Source organism: Azospirillum thermophilum, assembly GCF_003130795.1.
Lineage (GTDB): Bacteria > Pseudomonadota > Alphaproteobacteria > Azospirillales > Azospirillaceae > Azospirillum > Azospirillum thermophilum.
This window is the reverse complement of sequence record NZ_CP029356.1, coordinates 355,052-375,721: the sequence shown is the minus strand read 5'-3', so window position 1 is coordinate 375,721 and position 20,670 is coordinate 355,052. Positions and strand designations below refer to the sequence as shown.

Below are 20,670 nucleotides of genomic sequence, written 5' to 3'. Positions count from 1 at the left end.
CCTCCCGCTCAGTTCCGCAGCGGCTTGCCGGTGGTGAGCATATGCTCGATACGGTCGATGGTGCCGGGGGTGCGGACCAGCTCCATGAAGGCCTTGCGCTCCAGGCGCAGCAGGTCGTCCTCGCCCACCGGCTTGCTGATGTCGGCATCGCCGCCGGTCAGGATCTCGGCGAGCGCCGAGCAGACCACCTTGTCGTGGGGCGTGACCTTGCCCTGCAGGGCGAAGCCCTCCACGAACAGGTCGAGCGCCGCCTTGCCGCCCGGCCCCGGCAGGACATAGCTGTCCTTCTCCGGCGGCGTGTAGCCGGCAGCCAGTTCCAGCGCCTTCGCCTTGGCGTCGGCCAGCAGCCGGTCGCGGTTCATGGTGATGCCGTCGGTGGCACGCAGGAACATCAGGTCCCTGGCCTCAGCCGCCGACTTGGCGACCTTGGCGAGGCTGATGGTCTCGAACGCGGTGGCGACGGGCGGCATGGGCCCGCGCGGCGCCTTTGGGTTTCTGGCGTAGCGCGCCAGCATCTCGGTGCAGCCACCCCAGCCCGGGATCAGGCCGACGCCGACCTCGACGAGGCCGACATAGGTCTCGGCATGCGCCTGGACATGGTCGGAGTGCAGCAGGATCTCGCAGCCGCCGCCCAGAGCCATGCCGCTCGGCGCGGCCACTACCGGGAAGGGGGCGTAGCGCAGGGCGCGGTAGGTGCGCTGGCCGGCCTCGACCATCTCCTCGATCTGCGACCACATCCCGATGTTCAGCGCGAACAGCGCCAGACCCAGGTTGGCACCGACCGAGAAATTGTCCGCCTCGTTGTGGATGACGAGCGCCTTCCACTCGCCCTTGCCGTCGCCGATCAGCTTCATGGCCTTGCCGTAGGCGGCCATGATGTCGCCGTCCACCGCGTTCATCTTCGAGGTGAACTCGCAGCACAGAACACCGTCGCCGATATCCCACAGGCTGGCCGAGCCGTTCTTCCACACCGGCTTGTTGCCGGCGGCGCGCTTGACGTCCGACAGCAGCAGGACGCCGTCCGGCCGGACCACGGTGTCGTAGACGCCCGCGGTGGTCAGATGCTGCAGCTTGCCGTCCTCGACCCGGTAGAAGGGCCGGCCGGCGGCGGTCTCGACCAGGGCCGGAACCGGAAGACCCTCGGAGCGGCAGAGCTCGGCGAACCAGGCGGTGCCCAGCCGGTCGATCAGTTCGAACGGACCCTGCTTCCAGTTGTAGCCAAGCCGCATGCCCTCATCGACGGCGACGATGCTGTCGGCGATCTCCGGCACCAGACTGGCGGCATAGGCCAGCGTGTGGGCGAGGACGCGACGGGCGAACCGGCCGCCCTTGTCCGGGTGCTCACACAGCTTGCGCAGGTCCCGGCCGGCGGCGGAGACGCTGTCCAGCCGGGCCTTCTCCGACGGACGGTACTCGCCGGTCCGCAGGTCCACCGACTCCTTGACCTTGGCGCCGTTGGCCTTGTTCAGGCGATAGAAGCCGCCCTTGCCCTTGCGGCCGGTGTAGCCCTCCGCGATCATCTTGGCGATGACCGGATGCTCGCGCACCGAGTCCCGATAGGGATCGTTGGGCGGCAGGGTCGCCAGCATGCTCTTGGCGATGTGCGGCATCAGGTCGAGCCCGACGAGGTCCATCAGGCCGAACACGCCGGTCTTCGGGATGCCCATCGGACGGCCGCCGACCGCATCCGCCTCCTCGACCGTCAGGCCCAGGTCGACGGCGGCGTTGACCGCGGTCTGGATCCAGAAGACGCCGATGCGGTTGGCGATGAAGCCCGGGGTGTCCTTGCAGTGGACGACGCCCTTGCCCAGCCGCCGGTCGCAGACGTCGGCCACCGCCGCCAGGGCATCGGCCCGCGTATCGGTGCCGCCCACGATCTCCAGCAGCCGCATGTAGCGCGGCGGGTTGAAGAAGTGGGTGATCAGGAAGTCCTTGCGGAACCGCTCCGACTGGCCTTCGACCAGCAGGTTCAGCGGGATGGTCGAGGTGTTGGACGACACGACCGATCCCGGCTTGCGCACCGGGTCGATGCGCTTGTAGAGGTCCGCCTTGATCGCCGGGTTCTCGATGATCGCCTCGACGATCCAGTCCACGTCGGCCAGGAGGTTGAGGTCGTCCTCCAGGTTGCCGGTGGTGATCAGCTTGGCGTTCTTCGGATGCATGAACGGAGCCGGGTCCGTCTTCAGCATCTTCTGGACCGCACCCTTGGCGATCGCGCTGCGGTCACCCTCCTTGGCGGGGATGTCGAGCAGGACGACCGGGATGCCGGCGTTGGCGAAATGGGCGGCGATGCCGGCGCCCATCACACCCGCACCGATCACGGCGGCGCGTTCGATCTTCATGAGGTTCTCCTCCCTTCGCCGGGGCTGCCGTCAGACCGCTTCCAGGACGGTCGCGATGCCCTGGCCGCCGCCGATGCACTGGGTGGCGAGCGCGAACTGCTTGCCCTCGCGCTTCAGCAGCGAGGCCGCCTTGCCGGTGATGCGGGCACCGGTGGCCCCCAACGGGTGGCCGAGCGCCAGCGCGCCGCCATCAAGGTTGACCTTGGCGAGGTCGATGTCGAGCTCGCGCATGCAGGCGATGGCCTGGGACGAGAAGGCCTCGTTGATCTCGATGATGTCGATGTCGCCGATCGAGAGGCCGGCGCGGGCCAGCGCCTTGCGGGTCGCCGGGACGGGACCCATGCCCATCAGCTCCGGCTCGCAGCCGGCGACGGCGACCGAGCGGATCTTGGCCAGGATCGGCAGGCCGTTGGCCCGGGCATACTCCTCGGTCGTCACCAGCACCGCGGCGGCGCCGTCGGTCAGCGGCGAGGAGGTGCCGGCGGTCACCACGCCGTCGGCCATGAAGGCGGGCTTCAGTTCGCCCAGCTTCTCGGCGGTGGTGCCAGGGCGGACGCAGCCGTCGCGGTCGACCAGACCGGCCGGGGTCTCGATCGCCACCATCTCGTCCTTGAAGCGGCCGTCCGCCTGGGCCTCGCCGGCCTTGGCATGCGAGCCGACGGCGAGCTGCTCCTGCTCGGCGCGGGAGATTCCGAACTTGCGGGCGACGTTCTCCGCCGTGATGCCCATCGAGCAATAGGCCTCCGGATAGCTCTCCTTCAGCGCCGGGTTGATCATCGGGTTGAAACCCATGATCGGAACGCGGGTCATCGACTCGATGCCGCCGCAGATGAAGACCTCGCCGGCCCCCATCTGGATGGCGCCGGCCGCCTGGTGGATCGACTGCATGGACGAGCCGCAGTAGCGGTTGACCGTCGTGGCGGCGGCCGTCAGCGGCAGCTTCGCCAGGAAGGAAACGGTGCGGGCGACGTTCATGCCCTGCTCGCCCTCGGGAAGGAGCAGCCGACGATGACGTCCTCGACGTCCTGCGCATTGACGCCGGTGCGCTCGACCAGGGCCGCGATCACGCGCGCCAGAAGGTCGTCCGGGCGGACCTTGGTCAGTTCGCCCTTGTGGGCGAAGGCGAAGGGCGAACGGGCGAACCCGGCGATGACGACCGACTTCATGTGCGAGACTCCTCCATGCTCTGCGTCTCCGTGGCGCCGTAGCGGCGAAGGTATTCGGAGATCTGGGTGTCGATGACCTGCAGTTCGCCCAGCGTCTGGCGGACGTCGACGAGCTGCCGTTCGAGGGCCTGGATGCGGCGCCGGGCGATCATCTGCGCATAGCGCATCTGCTCCACCTGGGCGTCGTCCGTGTCGTAGAGGTTCAGGAAATCCTTGATCTCGGCCAGGCTGAAGCCCAGCCGCTTCCCCCGGCAGATCAAGGCAAGCCGGGCGCGGTCCCGATGGCCGTAGAGGCGCATCTGGCCGTCCCGCGCGGGCGCCAGGAGGCCTTCCTCCTCGTAATGGCGGATGGTGCGGTGGGTCAGCCCGAACTCGGCCGCAAGCTCGCCGATCGGACGGAGGCGGTCGTCCGCCCCATCCTCAATCGGAGTTGGCCCGCAACCGGCCTGAGCCATTCCCACACTCCCTCAACCATTCCGTCGCCTGACGTTTACGTAAAGGTAAGGTGTCTGTCGCTTGCTGTCAAGCGTCGAACGGACTGTTCGCGCACTCCGCCATTCCCCGGCGTTCATTGCTGTGCGGGCTGCAGATGGCTGTCTCCGGAAGACAATTAGGGTTCGGCGCCGCCACGGCGACCGGCGTCGGCGCCCTTTCCCGCAAGCCTGAAGGAGGTGTTGCAAGGTGTCGCAGTTATTGCGGAGGGCCGCAGCGCCCACATGTCAGGAGTCGGCTGCAGGTCAGGTGCGACCGAGCCGCACTGTGACAGCTTGCCACGGTTTGTTACGACAATGAACTATGGCAGGCTGATGGTGACGAACCGGGCCTCCGCACGGAGAGGGTGCAGTCCCCGACGGGACAGGGCCAGCGGCGGATTGACAAAGAGTGTACGGAAAACGGGGGTTGGGACAGACGATGTCGTCGCGCGCCATCGTATTGCTGGGCATATCCTACCTTGCGGCGGTACTGGCCGGTACCGTCCTGGGGCATGCCCTGCTCGTCTACGCGGCTCTCGCGGCGGTATTCATGGCCATAGCCGCCGCGATGATCCGGTTGAGCCGGCGGCGGGAAGCGGAGCAGGAGGGCCTGTACCCGCTTCCCGCCGCCACAATCACGGAGCCTGCGTCGGCAGCACCCGCAGGCGGGCCGCTGCGGTCCGCGCCGACAGGTGCGGACGCTGCAGATCCTCGGCCGTCGCTCCCGGCAGCGCGAATTCGCCCGGCGTGACCGCCCGCACCAGATAGACCAGACGGAACCGCGGCGCCTGCTTGGGCAGGTCGACCGCAGCGACGAAGCGGTCGTCGCGGAACTCCACATGGCGGGCCGACGACAGATCGCCCAGCCAGGACAGGTTGCCGAGCTGCCCGCTGTTGGCCAGCCGGACATTCTCGATCTCGAATCCCGCCGGCAGCGGATCGGTCACCAGAACCTGGTGGTCGAACGGATTTGCCGCCTCCCCCTCCAGGATCACCACCAGCAGATCGTTGTGGCGGACCCCCGCGAGGTCGACCTGCCGGCCGGCCATGTCGAAGACCCGGCGGCTGATCGTCATCCCCTGCTCCTCCGGCCCCGGCGGCTCAGCCGGCACTCCGACGGCCGAGACGATCTGGCGCACCGGCTCCGTTCCCGCATTGCGCAGGACCGGCGGATTTGCCGGATCGATGCGCTGGAACAGCGGCTTGGCGTTCTCCACCGTCTGGTCGCCGACCAGCAGCTTCATCGGCGGCGCCCGGTCGATCAGCGCCTTCGCCGCCATCAGCAGCCAGGCCTGCTCCTGAGCATTGGTCGTGCGCACCGCGGCAAAGGTCTTGGCGACGCGGTCGGCGGCCTGGGTCAGACGCTCGCGCTCCACGACCCCGCTTTCGGCCATCAGCCAGACCACGCCGGCCTCGTCGCGGAGCGAGGAGCCGTGGTCGTTCAATGTCGACGTCACCACCCGCGCGCCGGTCAGCTTGCCGAAGGCCTCGACCGCCCGGCCCTGGTCGCCCAGGACGGCTGTCGCCGCGGCGATCTGCGCCCGGCCGAGATCGGTCTGGAGCTGGCCCCAGTAGGTCTCCTGGAAATAGCGGACCGCATTGCCGTCGGTCATCTTGGCCCGCGCCAGCACATAGAGGGTGTAGGCGCGGCCGGGCAGATCGGCCGGCTCGACCCAGGCGTTGTCGATGGTCCGCTTCAACCAGTCCAGGGCCTTGCGGTAGGGGACGTCCGGCACCCGATAGCCGGCGGTCCGCGCCCGGCCCAGCACGTCGGCGGCATAGGCGGTCAGCCAGGGATCGACCTCCCCCTTCGGCGACCAGTTGGCGAAGCCGCCGTCCGCGGTCTGGAAGGTGAGCAACCGGTCGATGCCGCGCTGGACGCGCGCCGTGATCCGCTCCTCGCTGCCGATGCCCAGCGACACCGCGACATCGCCGAACGACAGCAGGGGCAGGACGCGGCTCGCCGTCTGCTCGGCGCCGCCGATGCCGGCGCGGTCGAGCGACAGGAGAAGACCCGCCACGTCGATCTCCGGCAGGGTGCTGACGGAAGCCGCGGCCGTCACCGTCTCCGGCCGCAGGCCGGTGGTGAGATCGGCCGGCACGGTCAGCCCCTTGTCGGGGCCGAGGGTGGAGACCGCACGGCGCACCTGCGGCGACGCGGCGGGGCGGACCGTCACGTCCCAGCTCCGCGTGATGCGCAGCCCGTCCGGACCGGTGACGTCGAGGGTGAGATGGCCGGAGCCGACCGCGGTGGCGGTCAGCACACGGCCGGCGGTCGCCCGCTTGCCGCGGCCGAGGCCCGGAACGGTCAGCTCGCCACCGGACAGCGCGATCGCCCCGTCGGCCGACAAGGCGACGCGATAATCGCCGGCCGGCCCAGCCAGATTGTCGAGCGTCACCAGAAGCTGCGCCGTGTCGCCCGGAGACAGGAAGCGCGGCAGCGTCAGATCGGCCAGGACGGGGTCGCGGACCAGGACGAAGCTCTCGGCGCGGCCCAGCTTGTCGCCGCTCCAGGCCACGGCCATCACGCGCAGGCGTCCCTGGAAGTCCGGCAGATCGAAGGGCACCTGCGCCTTGCCGCCCGCTCCGGCGGTGACGATGCCGGAGAACAGGGAGACCACCCGCTCCGACTTCTGCGGCAGCATGCCGCCGATCTGGCGCAGCCGCGGCGAGCCGGGCGACCGGACCCGGTCGGTTTCGACGCCCGCCGGGTCGATCAGCCGGCCGAAGGAGTCGCGCAGCTCGACGGACAGGCGCCGCTTGCCCAGATAGTGGCCGGCCGGGTCCGGGGTCTGCTGGTCGGTGAGCTGGAGGACCGAATCGTCCACCGCCGCCAGCGTGACATAGGCCTGCTGCCCCTCCGGCACACCATCCAGCGTCACTTCGGCGGTCATGGCGCGGCGCGGCTCGGTTTCGGCCGGGGTGTTCAGACGGACGGCCAGAGCGCGCTGACTCTCGTCCATCGCCAGCCAGGACAGGCCGACGGCGCGGCGCGGTCCTCCCTTGGCCTCGGGATCGGTGGAGAAGGCGGTGGCCAGGACGTAGACCCCGCCGGTCCAGGACGGGTCGACGGGAACCTGCAGGAAGGCGCCCTCCGGACCGATCTCCTGCGTGATGGCCTGACGGATCCTGCGGTCGGCGACCGCGATCAGGACCTGGCTGCGGTAGGGCGGCTTGACGTGGATCCAGGCGGTCTCCCCGCCGCGATAGGCCGGCATCATGACCGAGACGTCGACCTCGTCCGGCCGCTCCTGGGCGGTCGGGGTCATCCACCAGCCGGCTACGAAGCGCACGCTGCTCGCCACGCCGGTCTTGGCGTCGAACACCTCCAGCCGGTAGCGCCCGGCGGTGACCGGGGCCTCGACCGATCCCGGCTTGTCGGTGCCGGCGGACAGGGTGCCGCCGGTGACCCGCCGGTCGCGGACGGTCACCTTGTAATCCCAGCGGCCGTTGGCCTCGAACCAGGCGTAGTCGTACTCCTCCTCGAACAGCTCGAAGGAGAGGTCGGACTTGTCCACCGGCTTGCCGTCCGGCCCCACCGCGACGACGTCGAAGCCGGCGGTGGCCCCCTCCGGCACGCCGTCACCCTCGAATCGGGGGCGGATGCCGATGGCGAAAGGCTGGTGGCGCACCGGCAGGACGAGGTCGCGACCGACCGGGCGGCCGCCGATGTCGAACAGCGTCGCACGGACCACCGCTTCCAGCGGCCGGGTGCTTTCCGGCGGCTGCGGCAGGCGGACGTTCAGCGAGGCGTCGCCGGAGCTGTTGGTGATGAAGCCCGGCAGCTCGGACTTGCGCGGCGTGACCTCTTCCTGGATCAGGCCGAACCGGTATCCGGGCAGGTCGGGATAGGGATTGGCGGCACGGCGCAGGGTCACCGACAGTTCGCCGGGCAGGCCGGCGGCCGGCGCCCCGTAGAGATAGCGGCCGTCGAGCTCCACCGTCGCGCCGCCATCGGGCGTCAGCTCCCTGGCGGTGGAGGACAGCGCGATGTCCAGGCGGGGCGGGACGAAATCCTCCAGCAGGAACTCGACCCGGCCGAGCGCCGGGCCATCGGGTTCGGCATGGGCGGTCACCGTCCAGGTCCCCGCGAAGCCGTTGGCCGGCAGGTCGATGCGGGTGGCGTAGGCGCCGGCCCCGCTGTCGGTCAGGCTGCGGCGCTCCACCTCGAGCCCATCGGGTCGCAGGACCTTTACGGTCAACCCCCGGCCGGGCAGCGGCCGGGCGTCGGGGTCACGCAACAGCACAGTCAGATGGACCGGTTCTCCCGGACGGTAGATGCCGCGCTCGGTATAGAGAAAGGCGTCGGGCTGACCGGGGACCGACCGGGTGGCCGCGGGGCGGTCGGGCTGATCGCCGACCGGGTTGTTGGCGGTCAGGTCCAGCACGGCGAAGTCGCCGGCGCCGCGGGTGGCGAAGAGGGCCTGCGCCGGCTCCCCGCCGGCGGCCCGCAGGGCGGCGAGATCGAAGCGGGCAAGCCCGTCCTCCCCGGTCTGCGCCCGGCCGAGCTCCGCCCCGTTGCGCGCCACCAGCCGCAGCTCGACCCCGCCCACCGGGGCGGAGGAGCGCAGCGAACGGGCGAAGACCACCAGCGAGTCCTCGCCGGCGATGGTGTTCAGGCCGAGGTCGGAGACGACGAACCACTGGGTCGCCTTCTGCTCCCAGCCGCCGGGCTTGATCTCCTCGGCTCCGGCGACGGCGATGTAGACCCCGGCTCCAGCTTGCCGAGCACCGCGTCGATCGGGAAGGCGGTGACCACGGCCTTGTTCGGCAGGTTGCTGATCGCCATCTCGCCGCGCCAGACCTCCTGGCCGGCGCGGTCGACCATCTCGCCGACGTCGTAGTCGGAGAGCTGCTGGCCGATGCGGCCGAAATAGATCTTCTCCACCAGCGCCCGGTCGGCGATGCGCAGGACCTGCAGCTTGGCGCGGTCCAGGTTGATGGAGCGCAGCGGCAGCCCCTCCGCCCCGACGCGGGGCAGGATGTAGCCGGCGCCGCGGAAGGCGAGCGACGGCTTGCGGTTCGGGACCGCCACCTCGCGCAGATCGGCAGCCGGCAGGCGCTTGCCGTCGGCGCCGGGCAGCCCGTCGCGCAGCGTGATCTGGTACTTCTGCCCGTGCTGCAGCCCCTCGACGCAGAGCGTCCGGTCGCGGGCGATCGCCGCGCCGTCGACCGCCGGCTGCACCTCCACGAAGTCGCGGTAGTTCACCGCCCGCGACCGCTCCAGCCGGTCGGTGAAGGTGAAGCAGGCCTGGGGCACGTCGCGCTCGGCCACCACCTCGACGCTGGAGACGCCGAAGGGAACCGGCTCCGCCGGGGTGGCGGCGATGGCGGGAACGGACGATGCGAGGAGGACGGCACAGACACGCGCCAGCACGGGCAACATACGCAGGAGGCCTCAATGTCCACGGCCCGGCCTCCCGGCACGAGGGTGCCGGACCGGGCCTATGCAAAACCGGCGCGGAGTATGCCCAACCGGTCGGGAATTCGCCATGGGTTTACGGCCCTGCGACTCGACGCCCGACCGGTCAGCCGACGAATTCCAGCGTGATCTGGCTGCCTTCGCCCGGACGGCTGTCGATGTGCATGCGTCCGCCCTGCGCCTCCATCAGCGACTTGACGATGGAGAGGCCGAGGCCGGTCCCCTGCCCGTCCTGCCTGGTCTGGGCCGACGCCTGGCCGAGCGGGATGACCGCCTGGCGGAGCTGTTCCGGCGTCATGCCGATGCCGGTGTCGGCGATGCGCAGGACGCAGGTCCCGCCCTGCCGTTCCGCGGCCACCCGGATCGAGCCGCCGCGCGGCGTGAACTTGACCGCGTTGTGGAGGAGGTTCAGCAGCATCTGCTTCACCGCCCGGTCGTCGGCGCGGATGGTCCGCAGGTCCGCCGGAAGCTCGCAGAACAGGCGGATGTCCTTCTGCTCCGCCTGCACGGCGATGATGCGCATGACCCACTCCACCGCCGAGCGCAGGTCGACCGGTTCGATCTGCAGGGTCATGCGGCCGGCCTGCAGGCGGGACAGGTCGAGGATGTCGTCGATCAGGGCCAGCAGATGCCGCCCCGACTCGTGGATGTCCGCGGCATAGTCGGCATAGCGCCCGTCGGCCCGCGGCCCCAGCAGCCGGTCGCGGATCACCTCCGAGAAGCCGAGGATGGCGTTCAGCGGGGTGCGCAGCTCGTGGCTGACGCGGGCGAGGAAGTCGCGGTTGACCGCCAGCGCCTCCTCCAGCCTGCGGGCGTTGCGGTGCTGGGCCAGCAGGAAGCCGGCGACGGTCAGGATGGAGAGGGTCAGCAGCAGGGCGATGATCAGGAGATGGCGGTGCAGGCCGGAGACCGCCGCCTGGATGTCCTCCAGCGCCACCCCGACCATCACGATCAGCGGGTACCCCTGCACGGTCCGGTAGGCATAGACCCGGCGCCTGCCGTCGGCCGCATCGGTCTGCCAGACGACGCCGGTGATGGCGGTGCCGATCGCCTCCCACAGCGGCGACTCGGGCATGACGGTCCCGATCGCCTGCCTGCCGGCCCCGCCGGCCTGCACCCGCACCATCCGGTCGAGCCCGGCCAGGATCACCGAGCCGCGCGGCCCGACCAGCGCCTGGCTGTAGACGTCCGACAGTTCGTCAGGGTCGGCGTTGGCGACGACCACCCCGGCGAAGCCCCCGTCCGGCGACTCGATCCGCCGGCTGAAGCGCAGCAGCGGCTGGCCGGTGGTGGAGCCGGCGAAGGGCTGGCCGGCATACATCAGGCTCTGTCCCACGCCCTTGTGGAAGGCGAAGAAGGGCTGGTCGGCGACGCAGGTGACCGTATCCTGCCCCTCGTTGCGGAAGACGAGATCGCCGTCCGAGTCGAAGAAGGCGAAGTGGTGGATCAGGTTGGGGTCGTACAGCCCCTGCTCGATCAGCCGGCGGGCGCCCTGGACGCCCTGCTCGCCGTACCGCAGGGCGAGGTTGTGGAGCGTGACGTCGATCTCGTGGAGCGTGCGGTGGGTGCTGCGCTCGAAGGCCCGCGCCGCCGTTTCGGCCGAGGAGACCGATTCGCGGAGCTGCCGGTCGTAGACGGCCCGGCTCATCTGGGCATGGCCGCCCCACACGGCCAGCAGGGCGACCAGGCTCGAAACGAAGATGCCCCACCGGAAGGTAACCGGAACCACCATGATGCGCGTCCTGCCCGGCGGGCCGCCCCCGGTCGGAAGACCGGTCGGTTCGACCCGCTATGGTAAGGACGCTAAACGGAATTCCTGGCGATTCCGTTAACGCCGTAAACTGTTTTCACCTCCATTGTGCCGTCTACGTAGGATTGTCTTCGTCACCCCTTGGCAAAGCGCCTCCGCAACCTAGCGATGGCCTCGTCGAGCACTTGGTCTTTCTTGGAGAAGCAGAAGCGGATACAGGTTTGCGGCGCGTTCTCCACGAAGAAGGCGCTGACCGGGATGGCCGTCACGCCCGCCTCGGCGGTCATCCAGCGGCAGAACTCCTGGTCGTCGCCGTCGAAGCCGGCCGCGGCCGCGAGGGACGCGATGTCCGCGACGACGAAGTAGGTCCCCGCCCCCGGCAGCACGTCGAACCCGACCGAGCGCAGCCCGGCCGACAGCCGGTCGCGCTTGGCCTGCAGCCCGTTCGCGAGATCGGCGAAATAGCCCTCGTCCTTGCCGAGGCCGTAGGCCACGGCCGCCTGGAGGTTCGGCGGGGTGGTGAAGGTGAGGAACTGGTGGGCCTTGGCGACCGGCTGCAGCAGGTGCGGCGCCGCCGTGACGTAGCCGACCTTCCAGCCGGTCAGCGAGAAGGTCTTGCCGGCCGAGCCGATCTTCAGGCAACGGTCGCGCAGGCCCGGCAGGGTCATCAGCGGGATGTGCCGCCGGCCGTCGTAGACGAGATGCTCGTACACCTCGTCGCATACCGCCAGCGTGTCGAAGCGCAGCATGAACTCGGCGATCAGGTCCAGCTCCCCGCGGGAGAAGACCTTGGCCGCCGGGTTCAGCGGGTCGTTGATGACCACCAGCTTGGTCTTCGGCGAGAAGGCCGCCTCCAGATCGGCGCGGGTGAAGCTCCAGTCCGGCGCCTTCAGCGAGACGTAGCGCGGGACGCCGCCGGCCAGCCGGATGATCGGCAGGTAGCTGTCGTACATCGGCTGGAACAGCACCACCTCGTCGCCCGGATCGATCAGGCCGAGCAGGCAGGCGGTCAGCGCCTCGGTCGCGCCGGAGGTCACCATCGTCTCGGTCTTCCAGTCGACGTCCAGACCGTAGAAGCGCTTGGCATGGCCGGCCAGCGCCTGCCGCAGCTCCGGCGTGCCCATCATCGAGGGGTACTGGTTCCACCCCTCCAGCAGGGCCCTGGACGCCGCCTCCAGCACGTCGGCCGGACCACGGTCGTCGGGGAAGCCCTGGCCGAGGTTGATGGCGCCATGCTCCTCCGACAGGCGGGACATCACCTCGAAAATCGTGGTTCCATAGCTCGACAGGATCGCGTTGCCCGACTTCACCGTTGCCTCCCAACCGCAGGACGGCCGACAGGATGGTCCGGCGCGCCGCCGCCTGTCCAGAGCCAGTGCAGGACGACCGTCCGGCGGAGACGGAACCACCCCGCCGGGCGGCACGGTGCGCGTTGTGCGGAACTCTTTTCCCGCACAATGCACAATCCGCCTGTTTCCCGTTCCGGATCAACGGCTTGCCAAACCCGTTCGTACACGTCCGTCGTGCAGGGGATGCACAATCCGGCACCCGGCCGGCACAGGCCCGACCCTCCGCCCCGGCGGGCGGCGGTCACGGCAGGCGTGGTTCGGGAGGAGACGGCCTCAGACTAGCCGGAGCCCGGCGGACCGGCAACAGGAGCGCAAAAAAGGGCGGGGGCGCCGGTCCCCGGTCAGGCCTTTCGGCGGTTGCGCAGGCGCTGGCGCAGGCGTTCGACCGGGCCGAACATGCGGGGGTAGCGCCGCTTCAGCCGCACGAAGCCGCGCCGCGCATCGGCCGAATTGCGCAGGAGAAGCACCCCGCCGAGCGCGATCACCGGAAGGCCGCCCGGCCCGGGCAGCGGAGCGATCAGGATGCCGAGCACGATGATGGTCCATCCCATGCCGATCAGCGCCAGCTGGCGCAGCCGGCCGAGCGAGGGGGCGCGGACGGTGTCCCGGTCGTCGAACCGACCGGTCCTGGGCGAGCCTCCGGAAAAGAACATCGGAACCACAATCCTCCGTCACCGACTGGACCTCGCATATGGTGGCGAGGCCGCCGCGCGACCAGAGGGGTCGGCCGTCAGTGGACGGTGGGACCCGCGGCCCCCGGCCGTTCGGCATCCAACTGACGGAATACCGCGTTGAGCTCCGCCGGCTGCGGGTTCCAGGCGAACTCGCGCATCAGCTGGTCGCGGGCCGCGCCGGCCCGGCGGGACAGCGTGGCGCAGTCCGGCCGCGCCGCCGGCGCCCGGCGGCAGATCCGGTCGGCGCAGCTCTCCAGCATCAGGCGGATCATCCGTTCGCGCTTGGCGGCGTCGACGAAGCCGGACTCGTCGAAATAGAGCTTGGTGAAGGAGACCTCCGCCACCTGCGGCGCGTCCCCCCGTCCGCCCACCAGGATGGCGGAGACCATCTCGACGCAGCGCCCCGCGAAGCCGGGCAGCGGCGCGGTGCCGTCGTCGGCATGGTCGAACTGGCGGCTCGGCAGTTCCACGAGCCGTCCGGAAGCGTCCTTTACGAGATACCGGCGCCACACCGTCATGCCCGCCTCCCCCGTCCGGATTTCCCCGTCCAGGCAAAGGCTACACCAGCATGGCGGGGGACGGAACCAGACAAGCGTACAGGCCATCCTATTCCCCCGCCCGGACTCCGGGAATCAGCGCGGGACGAGCGGCCAGAACAGCGCGATCGCCCCGGTGCCCAGCACGATCACCAGGATCGACAGCGGCAGGCCCAGCCGCCAGTAGTCGCCGAAGCGGTAGCCGCCCGGCCCCATCACCAGCGTGTTGCACTGGTGCCCGATGGGGGTGAGGAAGTCGCAGCCCGCGCCGACCGCCACCGCCATCAGGAAGGCGTCCGGCCGCAGCCCCAGATGCTCGGCCATGCTGGCGCCGATCGGCGCCATCACCAGCACGGTGGCGGCATTGTTCAGGAAGGGCGTCACCGCCATCGCCGCCACCAGGATCAGGGCCAGCGCGCCGACCGGCGGCAGCCCCTGCGCCACCTGCGACAGCCAGCCGGCGATCAGTTCCGTCCCGCCGGTGGTGCGCAGCGATTCGCTGACCGGGATCAGCGCCCCCAGCAGGATCAGGATCGGCCATTCGATGGCGTCGTAAGCATCCTTCACGGTGATGACCCGCAGCGCGGTCATGGCGACCGCCGCCCCGAAGAAGGCGATGGCGACCGGGACGAGGCTGGTGGCGACCAGCGCGATGGTGATGCCGAGCACGGCGAGCGCCGCCGTGCGCTTCTGCGTGCGGCCGATGGCGAGGTCGCGTTCCGCCAGCGGCAGGCAGCCGAGCGCGCGCAGGGTGTCGCTGAGCCCGGCGCTGCGCGCCTGCAGCACCACGAGGTCGCCGAACTGGAAGCGGACCCGGCGCAGGCGCTGGCGCACCGGCCGGCCGCGGCGGCTGAGCGCCAGCAGGTTGACGCCGAACCGCTCGCGCAGCGACATCTCCTCGACATGGTTGCCGATGAGCGGCGAGCGTTGCTCCACCACCGCCTCGATGACGGTGATGTCCTCCTCGCTGGTGACGCCCTCCAGGTCCTTCTCGTGCATGAGCTGCAGACCGGCATGCTTCACCAGGTCGGCCAGCGCCTGGGTGTCGGCCTCCAGCACCAGGATGTCGTTCTCGTAGAGCACCCAGTGGCCGGACGGGACATAGCGGCGGTTGTTCTCGCGCACGATGGCGGCGATCGTCACCTCCCCCTCGCCATAGGCCTCCAGGTCGGCGACGGTCCGGTTGACGAAGGGGGAGGTGGGGGGCAGCCGCACCTCCGCCGTGTAGTCGTCGATGGAGAAGGCCGGCCGGCTCTCCGCCGCCTTGCGGCCCGAGGGCAGCAGCCGGTAGCCGAGGGCGAGGAAGGCGACGCCGGCAACCGCGATGGCCAGCCCGACCGGCGTGAAGTCGAACATGCCGAAGGGTTCGCCCATCATCTCGCCGCGCAGGCGCGACACGATGATGTTGGGCGAGGTGCCGACCAGCGTCATCAGCCCGCCGAGCAGCGACCCGAAGGCCATCGGCATCAGCAGGCAGGAGACCGAGGTGCCGTTGCGCCGGGCGATCTGCATGGCGATGGGGATGAAGATCGCCAGCGCCCCGATGTTCTTCACCACCGCCGACAGCAGCGTGACGGCCCCGGTCAGCACCAGGATCTGCGAAGCCGGGGTGCGCATGCGGGCGGCCAGCGGGCGCATCGCCGCCTCCACCACGCCCGACCGCCCGACCGCGGCGCTGACCACCAGGGCGGACCCCACGATGATGACGATGTCGTCCGAGAAGCCCTGGAAGGCCTCCTTGGGTTTGACGATCCCGGCGGCGAGTGCCGCCAGAAGGGCGATCATGGCCACGAGGTCGTAGCGCAGGCGGTCCCAGATCAGCAGCGCGATCACGGCGCCGATGATCCCGAAGGCGAACATCTGGTCGAGGGTCATTCTCTCTCGATTGTCGTGGAGACGGCCGTTGCCGGGTTCATATCAGCGGGCACTGCCGGAGGGGGCCGTTTTCTGCCCGCCGCCGGAGCCGGCCGCGTTGCCGTTGGCCGGCGCCTTGTCCGGCGACCGCGCGTCCTCGACGAGCCGGCCGCAATGGGGCTGCTCGTCGCTGCCGGGGTCGAGGAAGGGCAGGATGCCCGCCAGCGGAGTCAGCAGCACGCCCAGCGCCACCGCGGCGGCGCCGCGGGCTGCCGATTCGGTCGGATCGACCCCGATGTCGGGATTGCCGAGGGTGCCGCGCACCAGGACCGGGACATGGGTGGCCAGCACCTGCGCCTCCTTCGCGCGGCCGACCAGCCGCAGGTCCAGCGCCTCGGTGCGCAGGTTGATGCCGCCCTCGCCGGTCAGCAGGGTTTCCGGCGTGTCGAGCACCAGCGCGTCGGCCCTGGCCACGCCGTTCTCGACGGTCATGTTGGCGACGAGGCAGTTGAAGGGCAGAGGCTGGCTGCCCGACAGGACGACGCCCAGCGTTTCCAGGATGTTCGTCTTCAGCCCCTTCACCGCGAGGCTGGAGATGCGTCCGCCGTCCACCGCCACCCCAGCTTGCCGTCGGCCGAGCCCAGGATGTCGGCCACCGTGCCGCCGCCGCCGGCGAGCTGGATGCGGCCGGAGGCGGTGCCGCCCATGTCCCTGGCGAAGGGCGTGTCGCGGAAGAACTGGGCGAGCTGGAGCTTGCGGACCTCCAGGTTGGTCCGCATGGCCGGCGTCCTGCGGCTGCCGTCGAGCGTCACCGTCCCGGCGATCCTGCCGCCGCCGATGCCGAGCGACAGGGGATCGAGAGTCATGCGCCCGTTGTCCAGCCGGATGCGGGTGTCGAGCGCGTCGAGCGGGGCGAAGGGCGCCTCCACCCTCTCCCCCTTGAAGCGGACGTCCATGTCGGTGGTGCGCAGCTTCTCCAGCGGGATCGGCGTCGCCGGGATGACCCGGTCGCGCCCGCGCGTCGGATAGTCGCCGGTGCCGCGCGGCGAGGCGCCGACGAAGCCGGCGAGGTCGAGGGCGGCCAGACGCTTCGACGTCAGGTCGGCGGTCACCATCGGACGGCCGCCGCCGAGGTCGACCTGCAGGTGGCCGGACAGGTCGCTTTCGCCCACCCGGCCGTGCATGCCTTCGAAGCGCCAGCGCTGCTCCTCGCGGGTCAGGTGGCCGCTGATGGCGTAGGGGCGGGTCTTGGGCGTCGGGATGCCGACGATGGGAAAGATCTCGGCCAGATCGTCGCCGCTCATCTCGACAGACAGGTCGATGCCTTCCAGCTTCACCGGTTCGGCGACGGAGCCCTCGATCCTGGCCTTGGTCTTGCCGATGGCGGCCTCGACCTTCAGCGGGTAGGGCTTCGGGTCGTCGCGCAGGTAGAAGAGCGAGCCGCCCTCCGCCGTCAGGGTGAAGGGCTTGCCGGCGAAGCCGCCCTTGCCGTTCAGGTTGACCCGGTCCTCGCCGTTGCCGCCGGTGGCGGTGTTGAGCGCGCTGTCGACGTCGATCTCGGCGCCGGGGTCGCGGTAGCGGACCCGCCCGTCGTCGATCACCAGCGAGCCGATGACCGGGATGTCGCCGCGCTTGTCCGGCGTCGCCGCCTCCTTCGCCGCCTCCCTGCGGGGGTCGGGCGGGCCGAAGGTCCAGTTGGCCTCGCCCTCCCGGTTCCTCTCCAGGATCAGCTTCGGGCCGGTGAGGCGCAACTCCGGCAGTTCCCAGTCGCCGCGCAGCAGGGGCCAGGGGCGCAGGGTGGCGTCCAGCACCCGCAGTTCGGCCATGGTCTTCTCGTCGCTCCAGGGGACGTTGGCGACCCGCAGGCCTTCCACATGGATATGGATGGGATTGCCGAGCCGCAGCTTCAGGTCGCCGTCGATGGCGACCTCCCGGTTCAGCGCCTTGGACGCCTGCCGCGCGACGAAGCCGCGCGCGTCGTTCCAGTCGAACACGGCCAGCGCGATGCCGACCCCGGCCACAGTCACGGCGACCAGCCCCAGCAGCCCGAGACCGATCCACTTCAGCACGGCCATGCCGCCCATCCTCCCTGCACGTCCACAGCCGACGCCCTCCGTCACCAGGAGTCAACGGGTGGCGGGGCCGGGAGGCTCCGGACTAACCCTTAGGAGTTGATTGCATGGTTCCGGAATCCGTGATGCGCCGATAGATTGGATTTAACTCTAAATTCAGTTTGCCATGGCCAGATGGGTCCCATCCGGCCGGACAGGTCAATCCTCGAAGCGAACCATGCGATCCCTCACCAACTTCGCCCCGTCCACATTCGAGGAGCGCGGCGCCTCCGTCGCCTTCACGACGCCGGTGCTGGCCCAGACCCGGGTGCGCAAGGACAGCCGCGACCAGCTCGAGGTGCTGATCCCCAACCTGTCGGAAGGGCGCGGGATGTATGTCGTGCCGTGGAAGTCGCTGCCGCTGGCCTTTCCCATGACGGTGCACGACCGCATGCTGCACGAGCTGATCGCCAAGGCGGAGGGCTGCTCGCCGGAGACCATCCGCAAGGCGGTGATGGAGGCGGCGCGCTGCGGCCTCGCCGGCCCGCAGGCGGTGGAGGCGGCGGAGGCCGCCCTGAAGGACGACGACGAGCAGCGGCTGCTGATCAACTTCCAGCTCATCGTCGAGGTGCTGAAGGCGGTGGGCCTGGAATCGACCGAGATCCTGCGCGCCGGTCTCGCCTCGGAACAGGGGCAGAAGCTGACCCGCGACCTGATGCTGAAGGCCGCCCACCGGCTGTCGCTGGAGCCGACCGAGCTCTATGGCCGCATCGCCGAGCTGGCGGTCTACATGGAGCCGATCGGCATGGCCTCCTCGCCGAAGCCGGCGCGGCTGCGCCGCCTGATGCGCGACCTCGGCGGCTTCCGCGACAGCATGGCCGACTGGGCGGCCGACAACGTGTCGGAGGCGGCTCCCATCGGCGTCTTCTGCGCCGAGGTGGCCGAGCATACGCTGAACCATGCCCGCAACATCATGGGCCAGCTCGACCAGGCGGTGTCGTCCTTCGAGCTTCTGCTGCGCCAGTGGGACGGCAAGGGACCGCTGGTCCGCCAGTCGGCGACGCGGCTGTCCTGGCTGCTCGACGGCTGGGAGTTCCTGATGCTGCTGTGGGCCGACGCGCTGACCAAGGGGCGGCACGACCAGGACATGGCGGTGAACGAGATCTTCCGCGTCATCCCCCTGCTGCCGCGCAACGAGACGCATGCCGATCTGGCGCTGGCCGCGGAGAAGGTGCAGGTGAGCAACCGCCGCACCGTCCGCGCCTATGTCGACTGGCGCAGCGGACAGCTCGACGTCGATCTCGTGATGCGCATCGAAACCATCAAGTCCAAGGCGGCCTGACGATGGATCCGAAGGACCTGCACGTTCTGGGCGACCAGCTTCTCCACATCGAGGAGACGAAGTTCCGGCAGATCGTCGGGCTGCTGGAGCAGATGAACGAGCATCCGGACGTGCAGCGGACGATGGCGGCGATCCGGCCGCGGCTGGCCGAGCTGCGCGTCCACCGCCGGCCGACGCTGAAGCGCCTGTTCTGCGAGCCGTTCGAGGACCTGTTCCTGCCCTTCAGCCGGACGGCGCCGACCCCGCTCAACACGCTGGAACGGGCGCTGATGAACCGGCTGTGGCCCCTGGTGGAGGCGCAGATCGGCCGGGAGCGGCTGAAGGGCTTCTCCCCCGCCCTGAAGGACGGGCCGCAGCGCGACGCGGCGGCGGACGCCTTCTGGACGGAGGCGGCGGCGACGGTGCAGGCCATCGCCGGCCAGTCGTCGGATGCCGGGCGCTTCGACGACGCGCTGGAGCTGCGGATGAACCCGAGCCGCGTGCAGGCGGTGGCGGACATCGCGCTGATCCTGTCGATCGCGCCGGAGATCCGCGCCCTGAAGAAGGTGCTGGCGCCCAAGCCGGTGCCGAAGCTGCACCCCGACCATCTGGAGGACATCCAGGAGATCGGGCGGCGCATCACGCGCGGCCGGCCCGAGGCGCTGCGCCCCTTCGTGCAGATCGCCGCGTCGCGCATGGCCGACCCGTCGCACCTGCTGGGCGCCCTGTGGACGATGGACCTGGGCCAGAAGTCGGCCGACCGCGCCGACCTGTTCCTGCAGCTGTCGGGCACCGTCGTCACGCAGATCGAGGAGCGGTCGCGCACGCTGAAGGCGGCGCCGCAGGGCTCCGCCGACCGGCTGGCGGTCGCCGATCTGGCGGTCGACCTGATGGCCAGCCTGGAGGCCACCCGCGCCGCCATGGAGCAGAGCCGCAACAAGGACTTCGACAAGCGGCTGAAGGAGGTGCGCAGCTCCGTCCACGAGATGGTGAGGAGCCAGGTGCTGGACGGGGCGGACGCCGGCATCGTCGGCGCCATCGGCGCGCTGGACGGCGGAGCGGGCGACCGCGACCAGCTCGTCCAGGCGGAGAACCAGGCGCGGGCGCTGCGCAAGTGCGGCGTCATCGCCGATACGCTCGGCCTGCGCGGCGAGCTGAAGGCGGTGACGCAGAAGGCGACCTCCTCGCTGGTGGACGCGGCGCAGCAGGCGCTGGGCGGCGGCCCGGCGGCGAATTCGCGCTCGGGCTACAGCGCGATCCGCATGATCGAGTTGATCGCCGGGCCGGCCGAGGCCAATAAGGTGATGGACGAGATCCTGCGGGACGGGAAGCGCTGACGGAGGAGGCTGGATGCGCATGGGATACACCGGCTGGGCCCTGCCCGAGGAGGAGCGCGCGCGCCTGCTCACCCTCGTGCCCGCGCGGTACGAGCGGCTGATCGCCCACCATGTGACGCGCGAGTACAATGTGCCGGAGGGCCATCCCCTGCCGGCCGCCACCGCGGGCGACGTCGTCGGTGTCGTGGACGACGGCGAGGGCGTCCAGGCCCTGATCGTCGAGATCGACGGGACCACCGATCGGCCGGACGGCTCGACCAACCACATCACTTGGTCGCTGGGACCGGGCCGCCAGCCCGTCGAATCGAACAGCGTGATCGCCGGCTACGGCTGGCGCCCGGTCGAGCCGGTCACCATCCGGCTGGAGCCGCGCTTCTTCCCCCTGTGACCGGACC

Annotated in this window: 14 protein-coding genes and 1 pseudogene; 3 read left to right on the top strand and 12 right to left on the bottom strand. The window is 70.3% G+C overall.

What is annotated here, in order from left to right:
• Positions 1-8: 8 nt before the first annotated feature.
• The 12 genes and pseudogenes from DEW08_RS22830 to DEW08_RS22785 all read right to left on the bottom strand — a co-directional run bounded on the left by DEW08_RS22830 (position 9) and on the right by DEW08_RS22785 (position 17,641).
• Positions 9-2,342, bottom strand: a complete 2,334-nt coding sequence (locus DEW08_RS22830; protein ID WP_109331632.1) for a 3-hydroxyacyl-CoA dehydrogenase/enoyl-CoA hydratase family protein — start codon at positions 2,340-2,342, stop codon at positions 9-11.
• Between the two features lie 30 nt (positions 2,343-2,372).
• Positions 2,373-3,508 (bottom strand): annotated as a pseudogene (locus DEW08_RS22825) (thiolase family protein).
• Entirely contained in the window at positions 3,505-3,963 is a 459-nt protein-coding gene (locus DEW08_RS22820) for a MerR family transcriptional regulator (RefSeq protein WP_109331631.1), read from the bottom strand. Before DEW08_RS22820 ends, DEW08_RS22825 begins: the two are co-directional and overlap by 4 nt.
• Before the next feature lie 653 nt (positions 3,964-4,616).
• A complete protein-coding gene (locus DEW08_RS22815; protein WP_245986915.1) occupies positions 4,617-8,570 on the bottom strand; it encodes an alpha-2-macroglobulin family protein in 3,954 nt (1,317 codons plus the stop codon).
• Between the two features lie 26 nt (positions 8,571-8,596).
• Positions 8,597-9,367, bottom strand: a complete 771-nt coding sequence (locus tag DEW08_RS32795; protein ID WP_245986914.1) for a hypothetical protein — start codon at positions 9,365-9,367, stop codon at positions 8,597-8,599.
• A 142-nt stretch (positions 9,368-9,509) separates the two neighbouring features.
• A complete protein-coding gene (locus DEW08_RS22810; RefSeq protein WP_109331630.1) occupies positions 9,510-11,135 on the bottom strand; it encodes a sensor histidine kinase in 1,626 nt (541 codons plus the stop codon).
• 152 nt (positions 11,136-11,287) lie between these two features.
• Positions 11,288-12,463 (bottom strand): aminotransferase, encoded by a 1,176-nt coding sequence (locus DEW08_RS22805; protein WP_109331628.1) that lies wholly within the window; start codon positions 12,461-12,463, stop codon positions 11,288-11,290.
• A 380-nt stretch (positions 12,464-12,843) separates the two neighbouring features.
• Positions 12,844-13,155, bottom strand: coding sequence for a PGPGW domain-containing protein (locus tag DEW08_RS22800; RefSeq protein ID WP_109331627.1), 312 nt, complete (start codon positions 13,153-13,155; stop codon positions 12,844-12,846).
• Between the two features lie 77 nt (positions 13,156-13,232).
• Entirely contained in the window at positions 13,233-13,646 is a 414-nt protein-coding gene (locus tag DEW08_RS22795) for a hypothetical protein (protein ID WP_245986913.1), read from the bottom strand.
• A gap of 162 nt (positions 13,647-13,808) precedes the next feature.
• Entirely contained in the window at positions 13,809-15,587 is a 1,779-nt protein-coding gene (locus DEW08_RS22790) for an SLC13 family permease (RefSeq protein WP_109331621.1), read from the bottom strand.
• Between the two features lie 42 nt (positions 15,588-15,629).
• Entirely contained in the window at positions 15,630-16,178 is a 549-nt protein-coding gene (locus DEW08_RS32790) for an AsmA-like C-terminal region-containing protein (protein WP_245986912.1), read from the bottom strand.
• Complete coding sequence (locus DEW08_RS22785; protein WP_245986911.1) at positions 16,145-17,641, bottom strand: AsmA family protein; 1,497 nt, start codon at positions 17,639-17,641, stop codon at positions 16,145-16,147. Before DEW08_RS22785 ends, DEW08_RS32790 begins: the two co-directional genes overlap by 34 nt.
• Positions 17,642-17,855: 214 nt before the next feature.
• Between DEW08_RS22785 and DEW08_RS22780 the strand changes: the two genes are divergently transcribed.
• From DEW08_RS22780 to DEW08_RS22770, 3 genes are read left to right on the top strand one after another with little or no spacing between them, the layout of a single operon-like run.
• Positions 17,856-18,959, top strand: coding sequence for a hypothetical protein (locus tag DEW08_RS22780; protein ID WP_109331615.1), 1,104 nt, complete (start codon positions 17,856-17,858; stop codon positions 18,957-18,959).
• Between the two features lie 2 nt (positions 18,960-18,961).
• Positions 18,962-20,275 (top strand): hypothetical protein, encoded by a 1,314-nt coding sequence (locus DEW08_RS22775; RefSeq protein WP_109331614.1) that lies wholly within the window; start codon positions 18,962-18,964, stop codon positions 20,273-20,275.
• 19 nt (positions 20,276-20,294) lie between these two features.
• The gene (locus DEW08_RS22770; RefSeq protein ID WP_342760794.1) at positions 20,295-20,663 is read left to right on the top strand and encodes a hypothetical protein; all 369 of its coding nucleotides are present in this window, start codon (positions 20,295-20,297) and stop codon (positions 20,661-20,663) included.
• Positions 20,664-20,670: the final 7 nt, after the last annotated feature.

Excerpts from the sequence above, each read along its gene's own strand:
- DEW08_RS22775 (WP_109331614.1), top strand. The coding sequence starts at position 18,962 with ATGGATCCGAAGGACCTGCACGTTCTGGGCGACCAGCTTCTCCACATC.
- DEW08_RS22810 (WP_109331630.1), bottom strand. The coding sequence starts at position 11,135 with ATGGTGGTTCCGGTTACCTTCCGGTGGGGCATCTTCGTTTCGAGCCTG.
- DEW08_RS32795 (WP_245986914.1), bottom strand. The coding sequence starts at position 9,367 with ATGTTGCCCGTGCTGGCGCGTGTCTGTGCCGTCCTCCTCGCATCGTCC.
- DEW08_RS22820 (WP_109331631.1), bottom strand. The coding sequence starts at position 3,963 with ATGGCTCAGGCCGGTTGCGGGCCAACTCCGATTGAGGATGGGGCGGAC.
- DEW08_RS22780 (WP_109331615.1), top strand. The coding sequence starts at position 17,856 with ATGCGATCCCTCACCAACTTCGCCCCGTCCACATTCGAGGAGCGCGGC.
- DEW08_RS22785 (WP_245986911.1), bottom strand. The coding sequence starts at position 17,641 with ATGGCCGTGCTGAAGTGGATCGGTCTCGGGCTGCTGGGGCTGGTCGCC.
- DEW08_RS22770 (WP_342760794.1), top strand. The coding sequence starts at position 20,295 with ATGGGATACACCGGCTGGGCCCTGCCCGAGGAGGAGCGCGCGCGCCTG.
- DEW08_RS22800 (WP_109331627.1), bottom strand. The coding sequence starts at position 13,155 with ATGTTCTTTTCCGGAGGCTCGCCCAGGACCGGTCGGTTCGACGACCGG.
- DEW08_RS22830 (WP_109331632.1), bottom strand. The coding sequence starts at position 2,342 with ATGAAGATCGAACGCGCCGCCGTGATCGGTGCGGGTGTGATGGGCGCC.
- DEW08_RS22790 (WP_109331621.1), bottom strand. The coding sequence starts at position 15,587 with ATGACCCTCGACCAGATGTTCGCCTTCGGGATCATCGGCGCCGTGATC.